The organism is Nostoc sp. UHCC 0302 (assembly GCF_038096175.1).
In the GTDB taxonomy this organism is placed as follows: Bacteria; Cyanobacteriota; Cyanobacteriia; order Cyanobacteriales; family Nostocaceae; genus UHCC-0302.
Genome location: NZ_CP151099.1, coordinates 2362399 through 2376778, shown reverse-complemented (window position 1 = coordinate 2376778; position 14380 = coordinate 2362399). Strand labels below are relative to the sequence as shown.

13 protein-coding genes are annotated in these 14380 nt (G+C 41.1%); 5 read left to right on the top strand and 8 right to left on the bottom strand.

Annotated elements, in window-relative coordinates; all coding sequences use genetic code 11:
• Positions 1–412: 412 nt before the first annotated feature.
• The gene (gene cax, locus WKK05_RS09855; RefSeq protein ID WP_341529551.1) at positions 413–1534 is read left to right on the top strand and encodes a calcium/proton exchanger; all 1122 of its coding nucleotides are present in this window, start codon (positions 413–415) and stop codon (positions 1532–1534) included.
• Positions 1535–1590: 56 nt separating this feature from the next.
• On the opposite strand, the gene WKK05_RS09850 is transcribed toward cax, so the two are convergent.
• Together WKK05_RS09850 and WKK05_RS09845 are read right to left on the bottom strand one after the other, a co-directional pair.
• A complete protein-coding gene (locus tag WKK05_RS09850; RefSeq protein ID WP_341529550.1) occupies positions 1591–2616 on the bottom strand; it encodes a zinc-dependent alcohol dehydrogenase family protein in 1026 nt (341 codons plus the stop codon).
• A gap of 259 nt (positions 2617–2875) precedes the next feature.
• Positions 2876–3310 (bottom strand): hypothetical protein, encoded by a 435-nt coding sequence (locus WKK05_RS09845; protein WP_341529549.1) that lies wholly within the window; start codon positions 3308–3310, stop codon positions 2876–2878.
• A gap of 322 nt (positions 3311–3632) precedes the next feature.
• On the opposite strand from WKK05_RS09845, the gene WKK05_RS09840 reads away from it, so the two are divergent.
• A complete protein-coding gene (locus WKK05_RS09840) occupies positions 3633–5144 on the top strand; it encodes a pentapeptide repeat-containing protein (protein WP_341529548.1) in 1512 nt (503 codons plus the stop codon).
• Between the two features lie 45 nt (positions 5145–5189).
• On the opposite strand, the gene WKK05_RS09835 is transcribed toward WKK05_RS09840, so the two are convergent.
• Entirely contained in the window at positions 5190–5396 is a 207-nt protein-coding gene (locus WKK05_RS09835; protein ID WP_341529547.1) for a hypothetical protein, read from the bottom strand.
• 398 nt (positions 5397–5794) lie between these two features.
• On the opposite strand from WKK05_RS09835, the gene cysH reads away from it, so the two are divergent.
• Positions 5795–6520, top strand: a complete 726-nt coding sequence (gene cysH, locus WKK05_RS09830) for a phosphoadenosine phosphosulfate reductase (RefSeq protein ID WP_341529546.1) — start codon at positions 5795–5797, stop codon at positions 6518–6520.
• A 140-nt stretch (positions 6521–6660) separates the two neighbouring features.
• On the opposite strand, the gene WKK05_RS09825 is transcribed toward cysH, so the two are convergent.
• The 3 genes from WKK05_RS09825 to WKK05_RS09815 form a co-directional block, all read right to left on the bottom strand.
• Positions 6661–7182 carry a dihydrofolate reductase family protein gene (locus WKK05_RS09825; protein ID WP_341529545.1) on the bottom strand — a complete coding sequence of 174 codons (522 nt, stop codon included), beginning with the start codon at positions 7180–7182 and terminating at the stop codon, positions 6661–6663.
• 39 nt (positions 7183–7221) lie between these two features.
• Positions 7222–7653 carry a hypothetical protein gene (locus tag WKK05_RS09820; RefSeq protein WP_341529544.1) on the bottom strand — a complete coding sequence of 144 codons (432 nt, stop codon included), beginning with the start codon at positions 7651–7653 and terminating at the stop codon, positions 7222–7224.
• 156 nt (positions 7654–7809) lie between these two features.
• Positions 7810–8514 carry a Crp/Fnr family transcriptional regulator gene (locus WKK05_RS09815; protein WP_341529543.1) on the bottom strand — a complete coding sequence of 235 codons (705 nt, stop codon included), beginning with the start codon at positions 8512–8514 and terminating at the stop codon, positions 7810–7812.
• Positions 8515–9104: 590 nt separating this feature from the next.
• Here WKK05_RS09815 and WKK05_RS09810 point away from each other — a divergent pair.
• On the top strand, positions 9105–9500 hold the full coding sequence (locus WKK05_RS09810) for a hypothetical protein (RefSeq protein ID WP_341529542.1): 396 nt from the start codon (positions 9105–9107) through the stop codon (positions 9498–9500).
• A 104-nt stretch (positions 9501–9604) separates the two neighbouring features.
• Here the strand turns inward: WKK05_RS09810 and WKK05_RS09805 are convergent, their stop codons facing one another.
• Positions 9605–10462: a neutral zinc metallopeptidase gene (locus WKK05_RS09805; protein WP_341529541.1), complete on the bottom strand. Its 858-nt coding sequence runs from the start codon at positions 10460–10462 to the stop codon at positions 9605–9607.
• A 409-nt stretch (positions 10463–10871) separates the two neighbouring features.
• On the opposite strand from WKK05_RS09805, the gene WKK05_RS09800 reads away from it, so the two are divergent.
• Positions 10872–11402, top strand: a complete 531-nt coding sequence (locus WKK05_RS09800; protein WP_341529540.1) for an isochorismatase family cysteine hydrolase — start codon at positions 10872–10874, stop codon at positions 11400–11402.
• 12 nt (positions 11403–11414) lie between these two features.
• Here WKK05_RS09800 and WKK05_RS09795 read toward each other — a convergent pair whose 3' ends face one another.
• Positions 11415–14180 carry a zinc-dependent metalloprotease gene (locus WKK05_RS09795; RefSeq protein ID WP_341529539.1) on the bottom strand — a complete coding sequence of 922 codons (2766 nt, stop codon included), beginning with the start codon at positions 14178–14180 and terminating at the stop codon, positions 11415–11417.
• Between the last annotated feature and the right edge of the window lie 200 nt (positions 14181–14380).

Here is a 14380-nt window from a genome sequence, read left to right as displayed (position 1 = left end):
CGCTTGTCCATATTGGTTCCAGAAATTCGAGTATTTATAAGGCACGAGGATAGCAAATGGAAAAGCTGAAGATAGCTCTTGTGCTTAAGAAGAATCTAGAGGCCGAGTACTTGCAGCCATGCTGAGATGACCAGAGGTTACTGGCGAAGTTTCCTTGGTGGGGGGTTGGTGACTTGGAATGAATAGCAATTGCGATCGCCGAGGGGATTAGTTTATCTACCAGCCTCATCCATCTTTAGCCAGTTAGCTAAATTTGACACTACCTATAAAATGCTTTAGGAAAATGAAATTTGTATACTGATGAGTTATTTAATAATTGTTACAAACAAGGAAGATTGCTTTTCTTGTGTAGTTCTTGCAATTAATTAAGCGACAGTTAGTGCTGAATAATCTTTATGAGAGCTATATACTTATGCTAATGGTGCTGAAAAATATACAAACTAAAAATCTAATTTCATTAGGTTTGCTAGTTTTCGTTCCTATTGCCATTGTGGCGGAAAAGTTGGAATGGGACGCATTAATAGTGTTTGGACTTTCAGCGATCGCAATTATTCCGTTAGCAATCTGGCTAAGTACCGCGACAGAAGAGATTGCTGTGGTTGTAGGGCCTTCTATAGGAGGCTTGTTAAATGCAGTCTTCGGTAATGCGACTGAGTTAATCATTGGTCTAGTAGCTCTCAAAGAAGGCTTGGTAGACATTGTAAAAGCCAGCATTACGGGGACAATTATCAGTAATCTACTGCTGGTAATGGGACTATCTATGCTGTTGGGAGGGTTACGTTACAAAGAGCAGACTTTTCAGCCAATGGCTGCGCGAGTAAATGGTTCGACAATGACACTGGCAGTAACTGCAATTGTCCTGCCTGCGATGGTGATCACTACATCTAATGTGGTCGAGCAGAGTGCTATTACCAATTTGTCGATTTTTGTAGCGGTAGTTTTAATTGTAGTTTATGGTTTTACACTGTTGTTTTCTTTGAAGACTCACAGTTACCTATACGATGTTGGGGTTGCAGAACTAAAAGATCAGGTTTCTCAAGATGATGCCACAGAAGAAAATAAAGATTCAAAGCCAAACTTGAGCCTTTGGGTTAGTATTTTGCTTGTGGCAACGATTGGTATAGCGTTCGTGTCTGAGATTTTTGTTGGTGCAGTTGAAGAGGCAACAAAGGGACTAGGATTAACACCTTTGTTTACCGGAGTAATTTTGTTACCGCTAGTTGGAGGTGCAGCCGAATATGTAACTGCTGTCCGAGTAGCAATTAAGAACAACATGGATTTGTCAGTGTCTGTAGCAATGGGGTCGAGTCTACTAGTTGCTTTGTTAGTTGCGCCGATCCTTGTGCTAGTTGGGCAAGTGATTGGACAACCAATGGACTTAAACTTTAACTTGTTTGAGGTTGTTGCAGTGATCATTGCTGTGGTCATTGCTAACCTAATCAGTTTGGATGGTCGCTCTAACTGGTTAGAGGGGATGCTACTGCTAGCAACTTATGCTGTACTGGGTGCTGCCTTTTACTTCCATCCAGTTTGAGCCTTAATCATATCTGCTTCATTGTTAAACGCAAACTTTCCTAAAAATTCTCTTCCCTACTCCCCACTCCCTATTTTCAAGCTAGAGTTTTCGCTATCAATCACCAATACTGCCGATCCTTCAAACAAGCCATTGCGAAGTGCATCCAAAGCCTCATTAGCTTGAGCTAGGGGGAAGAGATTTACCTCTGTCTGGATGGGAACTTTGGGTGCTAAAGCCAGAAACTCTTCTCCATCTTTGCGAGTCAGATTAGCAACAGACCGCAACACCCTTTCTTCCCAAAGAATTTTATAAGGAAAAGCAGGAATTTCGCTCATGTGAATCCCCGCACAAACCACAACCCCGCCTTTGACAACTGCACGCAAAGCTGCTGGTACAAGCTTCCCTGCCGGAGCAAAAATAATCGCTGCATCTAAGGGTTCTGGTGGTAACACATCTGAGTCCCCTGCCCAACTTGCACCCAATTGTCGAGCAAACTTTTGACCTTCAATATCCCCAGAACGGGTAAAAGCAAAAACTTGACGCCCTTGATAGCGTGCCAGTTGAATTAAAATGTGGGCAGCGGAACCGAAGCCATAAAAACCTAGTTTTTGGGCATCATCGGTCATTTTATAAGCCCGATAGCCAATTAAACCAGCACACAACAAAGGTGCAGCTTGTAAGTCAGCATAACCAGGGTCTAAGGGAAAGCAAAAGCGGTGGTCAGCTACAGTATACTCGGCATAACCACCATCAAAATTGTAACCAGTGAACCCAGCATAATCACAAAGGTTTTCTCGACCAGACAGACAGTAGCGACAGCGAACGCCGCAAGTGTAACCCAGCCAAGGAACGCCAACACGCTGACCTATAGTAAATTGTTTAACGCGCTCACCAATGCCCTCAATAGTACCCACAATTTGATGTCCAAGTACTAAAGGTAGCTTTGGTTGTGTCAATTCTCCATCAACTATATGCAAATCTGTGCGGCAAACAGCGCAAGCATGAACGCGAATTAGTACTTGCTCAGGATTGGGTTTTGGCACTGGCAAGTCAGTTAAGCGTAAGGGCTGACGCGGTGCTGATAAAATCATTGCACGCATAGGCTATTCAGTATTCAGTATCTCAATATTAGGATTAGACTTTTTGCAAAAATCTAATTTTGGAATATTCAGAACTTTAGATATATACAAATAGATATACAACAGTTTGCAAGTAAATAAAGTCAGTGTTTAAGTTTAAAAGCTATATATAAAGCCTCTTTTTCTCCTGACTCACCTCGGCTGCCCTCGGCGACCACCGAGCGCAGTCGAGGTGCGACCACCTGGCTTCTGAATTCTAACTCCTAACTCCTAACTTGCTTCACTTATGGAAACGGGTAACGCTTAGCATCAGGACTACTACAACCAGTATCCAAAACATCGGCAATCCAAAGTAGATTCCGGCGTAAATAGCGTTATTAGCCCGTGTCTTGATAGGTTCCACAGACAGCCAGGCATTTACTATAGCAATATTAATTATCCCAAGAACCAAGTGCAAGGCTAATACGAGAATTGTCAGACCAATAACAGAGCCAATTACTAAATTCAGGTGTCGCCCCCAATTGATGGCGACTAGAGCCAGAGTAATGCCAAGAGTAAGCCAGCGCAAGCCCATAACGGGGAAGAAGATAATAGCTGCTTCATTCGCAGTAATTCCTGGGTGTGTAAATGGGGACAACGGTAACGACCATAAAAACAGTAAAGCCGTAGTCCCAAGCGAAGTAAACCAGCAACCCCAGAAGAGAGCTTCTTTCATGACCCGATTATTCTAGTAGACGGATTTTTATCTTAAGTTATACACTTACTTGGAAAAGCACGGAATCAAAAATATTCATTTTCAAAAAAATATAAGTTTGGACTGAAATTATCCAACCTAGTGGAGATTCATATCATGGTAAATAATGCATAGGTTTACAACTACTTAGGCAAACTTAATATTGGTTAGATGAAGGCAGTAAAAAGTTGCTTTATAGTTGTTGAGATTGTTTACTGACTACAAACAAAATATTGCGCCATAGCCTGTAAAAGCGCATACTCAAGATATATTCAGCATCAGTTTCACATTAGCCAGCCCAGTCATGCATCAGGATTTCTCCGGTCAAAATCTTAGAGGTCATTCTTTCAAAGGTCAACACTTGGCTGGTGCAAATTTTAGCTATGCAGATATCCAAGGAGCTGATTTTACGGGTGCTAATCTCAGGGATGCTAAATTCATTGGTGCTAAAGCTGGACTTCAAAATCAGTGGGGAAGTATCTTGCTAGTAGCCTCACAATTAGTGACAGAAATTTTAAACTTTTTTTCAGAATATACTAGTTACTTAGCATCATTTAATTTTTACAACTCTAATTCCGAAAACTTTTTCGCTGCTAGCATCTGTTTAATTTTGCTTTCAGTTTTTTGGCTTATTACTATTCAAAAAGGCATAATACTTGGGCTTGGAAGTTTCGCTTTTGCGGCGATTATAGCTTTTGCTTCTGCCAAAGTCTTAGCTAAAACCAAAGCTGGAGCAAGAACTGTCATTGGAGGGTTAGCTTTTGCCTTTGCCTTCGCCACAGTAGGAGCTTTAGTTTTTAATCTCGCCAGAGCAGGAATCTTTGGCTTTATTATATTGCTGTTCGGTTCTTATATAGGATGGCGTGTTTTCAAAGCAGATGAAAAAGACGCTTTGATTGACTTGTTCAGCATTAGCTTTACTGCTAAGGGAGGTACAAGTTTTCGTGATGCAGACTTGACTGATGCTGACTTCACCAAAGCTACCCTCAAAAGCACAGATTTGAGAAACGCTATCCTAACCCGTACCTGTTTCTGGCAAGCCGAAATGCTCTATTGTGTTTATTCTGAAGAAAGTTACCTTCAAAACACAGAAATATGTAGACTATTGGTTACTGGACAGGGGCAAGATAAAAACTTTGACCGTCAAAACCTGCAAGGAGTGAATTTAAAAGGGGCTAATTTAATTGATGCCAGCTTTATTGGTGCAGACTTAGATAAAGCCAACCTACAAGATGCTGATTTATCCAGAGCCAAACTTGTACAGACACAGTTAGACGGAACGGATTTTACAGGTGCTACTCTCACTGGAGCCTTTATTGAAGATTGGGGCATTACCAGTGACACAAAGTTTGATCTGGTACAGTGTGAGTACGTTTATATGCCAGAGCGCAAGCCAGACAACAGACAAGAGGTGTTTGCAGATGGGGAGTTTGCTGATTTCATCAAACCGATTTTTGACACCTTCGACCTGTATCATAATCAAGGCGTTGACCCTTGTGCGATCGCAATTTCGTTTAAGCAGTTAGCTGAAAATCACCCTAATGCTGAACTAGAAATAGTGGCAATGGAAAAACGGGGTCAAGATAAGTTTCTGCTTCGTGCTAAAATCACGAATTCCGCTGATAAATCTGAACTGAGCGCAGAATATTTCACTATCTACAATCAGCTAAAAGCTTTGGCAAAACAAGAAGTTCAAGCATTAATGGCTAAAAAAGACAGTAGAGTTTTTGATTTACACAAAATGATAGTAACAGCCTTACAACATCCTAGTTTTTATTCAAAAATTGAACAGATAGGTTCGATGAATAACAAATAATAGCCAGAAATACCTGGCGTTGCTGAGTGAGAATATGAATTTGTTTCATGCAGAGGAGCCACTGCGTTGCGCGGGAAACCCGCGTTGTAGCAAGTGGCGTCGCGCTAAGACGCAAAGAGTAATACCAATTTGAAAAAAGAATGTGACAAATAAACCATTTGTAGAGACGCGATGAATCGCGTCTTCACCCAAGGATGTGTTGCAATCATTAATTGAATTGGTATAAGAGTTGAGAGTACCCGATTTTTGCATTTCATGTCTAAATTCAGCAATGCCAAAAACCTAATCCCCCAGCCCTAATCCCCTCTTCAGAAAGGGGTTGGAGGAGAAATTATTCTAGAATCACCGAATTGGTGTTCTAGTCCCCAATGACGAATGGTGAATGAAAAATGCGATCGCCGATGATAATATAACAAAATTGTTACCTTACTTGCTCCAGCTTGTTCGCCTACAGCGTGGATTGTTACAGGATAGGGATTGAAGGCTGGTACAGCTCGTATATTTCATTCATCCCAGGCTTGATCAGCTAATTTCTGATGATGTAGTGATAACCGAACAAAATAATTACCTTATATCCGAGCGGGATATGAGCCTTTATAGGGTAAAATAATTTCTATTAAAGGTAGAAACCATTGGAATAACTAATTATCATGACAGTTTCCACGGCATCTAGAAACCAAACGACTACTTTTGACTTAGAAAAATTAAATCAGGAGTTTGAAACTGCCACACCAAAAGAAATTCTGGCATGGTCTATAGAGAACATCCCAACGGCATTGGTGCAAACTAGTGCTTTTAACGTGGATGACATGGTAATTACTCATATTCTTTACAGTGAACTAAAACATCCAGTTCCTGTGATATTTCTCGATACCTTGTACCACTTCGGCGAAACTCTAGAACTAGTTGCTAAAGCTAAGCAAATCTACAATCTCGATTTGAAAACTTACAAAACTCCAGATGTAGATACCCGCGAAGCCTTTACTGCCAAATACGGCGAAGCACTTTGGGAAAAGGATATTACCCAATTCCACCACGTTACAAAAATTGAACCACTGCTACGGGGACTAGACGAACTCAATACCGTCGCTTGGATTACAGGGCGTCGCCGTGACCAAGCAGTAACCCGTGCTAATATGCCCATATTTGAATTGGATACCCAAGATCGTTTAAAAGTAAACCCCATAGCTGCTTGGACACGCAAAGATAGCTGGCTATATGTGGCTGAACATGGAGTAATCTATAACCCTTTACACGATCAAGGTTATCCCAGCATTGGCGACGAACCCATAACCACCAGAGTAGGTGAAGGCGAAGACGAACGTGCCGGACGCTGGCGGGGAACTGGCAAAACAGAATGTGGAATTCATATCTAACACGGATTAAGTGTTAATAGCAGGAAGCAGAGAAATTTTAGTAAAATTTCTCTGCTTTTTGTGTATTTTTATACTAAATCTACAATTTTTTGAGATATAGCTGTAGTCATAAAGGAGTGTTAGGGCTTGTGTTGCAAATATCACTTCTTTTTGTAACGAAGTTCCGCAACACCGGAAGAGTAAGATTTCACCTCAATCAAGTCGAGTTTTAATTCCAGTACTGATTGGTAAAGGGAAATGCCTGAACCCAAAATTGTTGGAATCACTGCAATGATGTACTCATCGACTAATCCCCGATTTATGAATGAGGATGCTAGCTTGCCACCACCTACTAACCAAACACGTTTATAGCCCTTCTTGTTTACATCCTCTACAACTTCTTCAACACCACCTTTGACAAAAAATGTGTCCGTGCGTACTGTCGATAAATTCCGGCTTGTCAAAACGTATGAAAGTTTGCCTGGATATGGCCAATCTCCAAAGCCCAAAACTTGTTCATAAGTAGTTGCACCCATCACTAAAGCATCAATTGAGTTATAAAATTTACCATAGCCATTATCTTCGCCACCCTCTTCAGATGATGGTAACCAATCAATATCTCCATCCAATCTAGCGATGTATCCATCAAGGCTTATTGCTACATGAAGAATAAAATTTGTCATAATCATTCTGGAAAATAAATGACGATTAGCTTAATTTGGCTATATCTCAACTGGACAAAGATGATGCAGAAATTTCATTAATTGTTCTCCATCTTCCAGATAAGTCACATACTCTCTTTCGCCAACGCTAACATTCTTGCCTTCCATATCCTTTTCATATCGTTCAGCTATAACAACAATCGGGGTGTGCTTGGAAAGCCCTGCAATCTCCCGTATGCGCCGCCCCATGTTAATATATTCGTCAATTGTCTGCTCGACCTGATTAAGCAAAATTAAGTCAGGCTGATTGCGCTTATACCCCGTTTTTGTCATTGGGTAAAGCCCAGTACTAGAGGCGATCGCATCTTCTTCATTGAGTGCCATAATTACACGGTAACCCCAATTGTGAAGATTCGTACTCAGGAGTGGTCGCGTCTGTTCATCTTGTTCAAACAGTAGAATTGTTGGTAGGACATCTTGTTTTTTACTCACTGATTTCTCTTTGCCTCCTCATTAAAATATGACTAACAGATTGAAAAGAAGATTAATCTTGTAACCAAGAAAAATTGACTTGTACCCAATTAGATAATTAGATTCAGCTTGCATTTTTTTGCCGTAGACAGAGAGTTAATTTGACTTCAAAAACAATTATTTCTGTTTTCGTCCAAGCAAACGCTTATGTTCATTTTTAACAATTCTGAAACATTCGCACGAAGTTTTTTCTAGTCTCTGTTGATCAAGAATCTGAACGAGACCGCGACTATACCGAATAATACCTTCTTCTTGAAGCTTTTGGGCGGCTTGAGTGACCCCAGCGCGACGTACGCCCAGCATATCGGCGGTAAACTCTTGTGTCAGCTTCAGCTCGTCTGAATCAACACGGTCTTGCACTTCTAGTAGCCAGCGTGCTAAGCGTTGTTCTAGAGCGTGGAGGCGATTGCAGCCAGCGGTTTGCGAAGTCTGCGCGATTAAGACTTGGGTGTAGCGTAGTATCAAGTCACGCAGTTGTTTATTACGTTCAAACTCTCCCCGCAGTGCTTGTGCATTTGCCTTTATCGCCTTGCCCGCAACCTGTACAATGTATTCTGTTTGCGTAGTCTCGCTGACACCAAAAAAAGCATTAATACCAGCTACTTCACGTTTACCAATCATAGCCGTCTCAGTTGTAGAGCCGTCATTCATGGTAATAGTAATTGAGATTATGCAATCAATAGGGAAATAGATATCCTTGATAGTATCGCCAGGTTCGTGTAGTATCTCGCCCTGCTTTAACGATACTTGCTTCAGATGGGGGGTGAGTGTCTGATAAAGCTCATGGGATAAGGCAGCAAGTAAGCAGTTTTCAGCGGACATAGGCAATTTATGGACATCCAGAAGTTATTGCTTTTCAAGCATCTCAATTATTTATAAAAGCTATCAAGTAGCAGAATAGATAGATTAAAGGACTGGTACTAAGAAATTTTTTAAGTTTTAATGTGTTTAGAGATACTAGTCAAATAAATATTTGCTAGATTACGAGCCGAATACGATTGAGTAGAGACGCATCATGCGCGTCTTTACAAAAGTTATCGGTCGTACAAACTGCCACAACTTTTTTCAAACTGATATAGTTATCGCTGAAATTTTTGCAAGGCATCTGCCCATTTTTTACCAAAGTAGAGGAGGCAGAAAAATAAAAGGGTGGGTAAGATACCCACCACATCTAACCTTGCTAACTAAAACTATTTTCTTTACTAAAAGTAGTAATGAAACCCGTTGAATTACTGAAACAGCCGAAATAGTCCTATAGAGGTAGTGCAAATCTTTACCAAAGAAAGTTATGAGGTTAGATACTTAGCAACTAAAGTTATGGAAATTTACTTATCGAGTTAAAGCAATGCTTTTTTGAACAGGTAACTGCCTGAAACTGAAAATATTTTGCTTAAAACTATTTACTTCAAACTATGAAAACTAAGACAATTGACCAAGAATCCTTGAAGCACGAGTTAACCCCACCAGAGTCTTTCGAGGGAATTGAACGAGTCGAGACATCTGTTAGCAGCAATCGCCGAAATAGAAGGCGTTTTAGGACACAGACTATTAGCGATCGCATCTTGGAAACAATCGCGATTTCCTCTATTTTGAGCGCTGGCTTTTTAGGAATAGGCGCATTAGGATGCTGGGGTCTAGAAATTATTGATGCCAACACAAATCCAGCCAAGTCAACAATTCTCAGCGGTCAAAACTGGCAGCAAAAGAAAAATGTTCTCACAGGCGGAATGCTAGTTGGTGTTTCTGGCTTTCTTGGTAGTGTTTTGTTGACGGTTTGTCTTAGAAAAGACAATGAGACGAACACCTAATAGTATTTTGGTTTTTGCACAAAGTTATAAGCGCCGGAAGTCGGCGCTGTGAAGTTCTCCTAGAGACCAAAGCGAAGGGTGATTTTGAATTTCGCCATACGGTACTAAATATTTGTCTTTGCGAAAGTATTACATTGTTGAGGATCACCTGTCTGAAGACCCTGCTTAAACCAGCGAACCCGCTGGGCTGAACTGCCGTGTGTAAAAGATTCTGGTACGACATAGCCTCTAGCTTGTTGTTGCAAGCGATCGTCCCCAATGCTACTAGCAGCATTTAGCGCTTCTTCGACGTCGCCTGTCTCAAGAATTTGCCGCGATTTTTGAGCGCGATTTGCCCAGACACCTGCAAAACAATCTGCTTGCAATTCCAACCGTACAGAAAGCTGATTACCCTGCGCCTCATCCACTCGATTCTGTAAAGATCGAACTTGATCTGAAATACCAAGTAAATTTTGGACGTGATGTCCAATTTCATGAGCTACCACATATGCCTGAGCAAAATCTCCTGGAGCTTGGTAGCGATTCTTTAAATCACGATAAAAACTCAAATCAATATAAACTTTTTGGTCTTGCGGACAATAAAATGGCCCAACTGCCGATCGCGTAAATCCACAGGCAGATTTAACTGCATCGGAATATAGAACTAATTTTGGTTCCACATAAGTTTCCCCACTCTGCCGAAACACATCGCTCCAAGTATCTTCCGTATCAGCCAGTACCACAGAGACAAAATCAGCCATCTGATCTTGGGCTGGAGTTCCTCTTGTTTGAGGTGATTCCGGCACGGGAGAATCTGTAGGTGCGCCATCTTGCTGCCAAATAGCACTCGGATCACCACCCAAAAGCGCAACAAGCAGCGATAGTATTACTGCTCCTATACCACCACCGACTACAGGAGCAGAAACCCGCATTCCTCGACGATCTTCAACATTCGTACTTCGACGACCTAATTGCCAACGCATAATTATCGCTTACCAAACGCACAAAAAACACGGCTTGATTCAGCTAGGGCGAGATCCATACAAGCTTTCTAGCTGCGTAACTCAAATATTACTGATTTCAGGCATCTAACTCGTCTACCTGCGGGCGAACTGGAAACGAAACATAGTCAGTCTGAAGAAAGGTTATTAATTTGATAGGTTCGTAGTTTGCGCCCTCTTCGCTACTGACGTTATAGCTAATCTCAAACCACAATCTTTGTGCGTAAGTCCTGTTATAGAGTGCTTGTAGAGTTGATTCTTTTTAAAATAATCACAGATGAGTAAGTGGACATCAGAAAATTAGCGCTAAAGCACAACTACAAACAAACTTTTATTTATGTCTACTTACTTACAGTCTTTTATGAGTTAACCGCTGGAAAAGAACGTCTAAATGACCGAACCATTATTGATTGTTGATGTGCAACTTGGTTTCATCAACGAATTTACGCATCATATCCCGCAAAGAATCGTCCGTTTAATCCAACGCGATGAGTATGCACCGTTAATTTTTACTAGATTTGTTAACTGTAGTGATGGGCCGTACACACGATTTCTCAACTGGCATAACTGCAACTGCGAACCAGAGACAAGCATCGTTACGGAATTAGAATCTTTTGCTCAACAAGGTTTAGTTTTTTATAAGCCGGGACTGTGCGGAATGACGGAGGATTTGACTTCTTATCTTCGCACTTCTGCTATTGAACGAGTTTTCATTGTTGGCATTGATACTGATATGTGTGTATTGAAAATCGCGATGGATGTTTTTGATATTGGGATTGAACCGATTGTACTAACTGACTGCTGCGCCAGTACAGAAGGTTTACAGGCGCACTTAGCAGGGCTGTCAGTACTCAGCCGGAACATCGGCGCTCAGAGACTGCGCGAAGTTGGGCTGAGCGATGGTTCGCTAGCTGCACCCTAGAAAAGAAGTGTTTTATTTTGAGAGCAACTGCGCGTTTAATGCTTTGGTGATGCGATCGCCAGAAACTTCCAAATGAGCTAGTGTGTAAATGTCAAGATTTTTACTAAGTTGTTTTAAGCTGATATCAATGGCTTTTTGCAGTTGTTGCAATTTATACCAAGCAAGTGTCCGACCATCTTCAGGTGCATCACTATGACCTAGCACCATCTCTAGCAAAATATTCAGATATTCTCGTTGTAATGAGCGGCGGATGCTAGAAATTGGTTTTGGTTCACTTTGGGTTAAAACTTCTGTCCAGACGCCTTTTTGCAGGGTATCGAACAGTTCTGGTAATGAGAGAGCTTCTCCAGGTGGAGTTTTGAACTCTATATCCAGTAAGCGATTGAGACGCTCACCGTCTAATAGCGATCGCATTATCCTACTTTGAAAACTCAAAATGCGATCGTGAATTGGATAATCTAGGCGATTATTGGGTACAGGGCTACCCCAGTGTTGCCAGCGTGATGGTGCTAGTTGATTAAGCAATTGTGGTGAGAAACTGAAAGCATTTTCTGCAAAAACGTACTCTTGCAACTTTGCCAAAGCCTGACGTTGTTTTAAAAGTGAAACTGGTACAAATGCCCAAGAAGTATCATCACTAGCATGGAGGCGCCGAAACGATTCGCCACCAATATATTGAGAGAGTAAAGTGGCGTTACTAAAGTAGTAATGAAATACTCTATTAAATAAACCGCGCAGATTACTATAGCTTTCTCCTGGTGATAGATAGCCCTTATTCAGGCGCTGCCAAATCACACGGGCATTATCCATTTGCCACTGAGAATAAACTAGCACATCGCTACTCATATCCCAGAGATTTGCCAGCGGATTGATATCCCAGATATCTTCATCAGTTGCATAAGATAACTCTGGTTGAGGCGAAGCCAAAGCAATTTGCTCCAAAAAACCCTTTTCCGTTTCTGGAATGATTGCTTCAGTTTGGATATCGGGGTTTCTTTTATAACCATACTCAATCGCCCATTCATCATAGGGGCCAATAACCTGCGGAAAATAGTCACCTTGCTTTACACCCTGTGGTGCTATATTCACGGGTAGATAGTCCATTACCGAACCGACTAAACCTTTGGCATGAGTGATTTCAGTATCATTTAATTCTTCGGGCGCTAACATGGTGCTGCCATGAAAGTTGTGGCGCAAACCCAGAGTGTGTCCGACTTCATGAGCAATTAAAGAACGTAAATATTGATGCACATACACCTTAATTGCTTCACTATTGGGTGTAGTATTTTGCAAAACCGACAATGCGATCGCCCCTATAGCTGCTTGATTTAACGACTCTGCGCTATAGCAGACATCAGAAGAGTCGAAAAAGTTTGTACGGGAAGAAACTTTTGTCATGTATGGTGGAACTGCCCCCTGCTCTCTCTTCCCCCTGCCCTCCTGCTTTACTCCAACGTTTTGACATGAATTGTTTGCCAGTAATGAATTTGCTCCTATCAGTGCGCGATATCCATGTTGAATGGAACGCACCATATTAGCATCTACGATGATATCTGCATCCAAAATTTCCCCGGTGAGGGGGTTGACGCGTGCCGGGCCTCTGGCAAAACCCGCATCCAGAGCATTGAACCAGCGAATAGTGTTATAGCGCACATCTGCTGGCTGCCAATCAGCATCATCTGGCATTTGCCGAGCTTCAATAGCATTTTGAAATCCTGCTTTTTCAAATGCTCTGTTCCACATCAAGATACCTTCACGAATTGCATCGCGGTACTCGAACGGTACAGCATTTTCAATCCAAAATACAATTGGCTTTATTGGTGGAGATAAGGCTGCTTTGGGATCAGATGGTTCAAGATGCCAACGGTTAATGTAACGTACAAATGGTTCTTCGGTGTTTTTATTAGATAAATCTTGAAAGGCAGTAATAAAATATCCCACTCTATCATCGGCAAGTCTGGGAATATAACCGTTGTTTTCTCGCAGTTGAGAAAAACTGTAATGTACCTTCAGAGTCAGCGCCCTGCTATCAGGTACGGTGACTAAATCTGCTCCTTCTAATGATGAAAAACCATAAACTGAATCAATCTCTACGTTCTCTGGGTAACTGTTAATATCACCAAAATATGATCTGCTTTGTTCAAGGTGGTAATCAGCCTGCAAAGAGTATTTTAATAAAGAAGTTAATCCAGGAAAATCTTGCATTAGCAAGTCTTCCAGGTTAATTAAAATATTTTTAGTCCGCGGATCAATAGTATCTATTTGGACTGAATAAAGAATTGAATCACTAAATGAACGAGCAAGCGATCGCTGTTCTGGCTCACTTGATTCTGTACGAAATTTAACATTACGAACAACGAAATGCAAATTATCGTTTACTCGCCGAAAATAAAATAAAAAGTCAGAAAGCGGTAATCCACTATAAATACCACTTTCTCCAATGCCCGATTCTAACGTTACTATAGCTAAGTAGTTTTTGTTTAGCTGATCGGGTCTAATTTCCCAGTAAATTTTACCCGAATCTTCACTCGTATAAAGTGTAAATAATCCCTCTAATTTATTTGTGCGGTTGATTCTCTCACGAAATCGTCGAAAATCTTCCTTTCTATTCTCCCCAAGATAATTGTCAACACTTGCTAAGTTTTCAACTGCTGGGAGTGTATTAAATGGCTCTACATAAATACTTGAAAATTGGTAGGCTCCTGCGTAGTTGATAGGCAGTAACAAAGTATACAGTAATACTATATAGATTGCTAATTTCGTTATCCAATTTTTCATCCTTTGGCTTTCCACCGGAAGCGGTTTTCCTATCGAGTAAAAAATACGAATTAATGTGTCGTCTACAACCCTGCCAAGAACTTCTTAAATATCTATGACTTACGCAGTATATCCATGCACCTCGCTCAAACAAACAATTATTCTTTACTAGATAAAATCAAGCTACTTGCCTATAAATAGTATGTTTTTTGATTTCAATT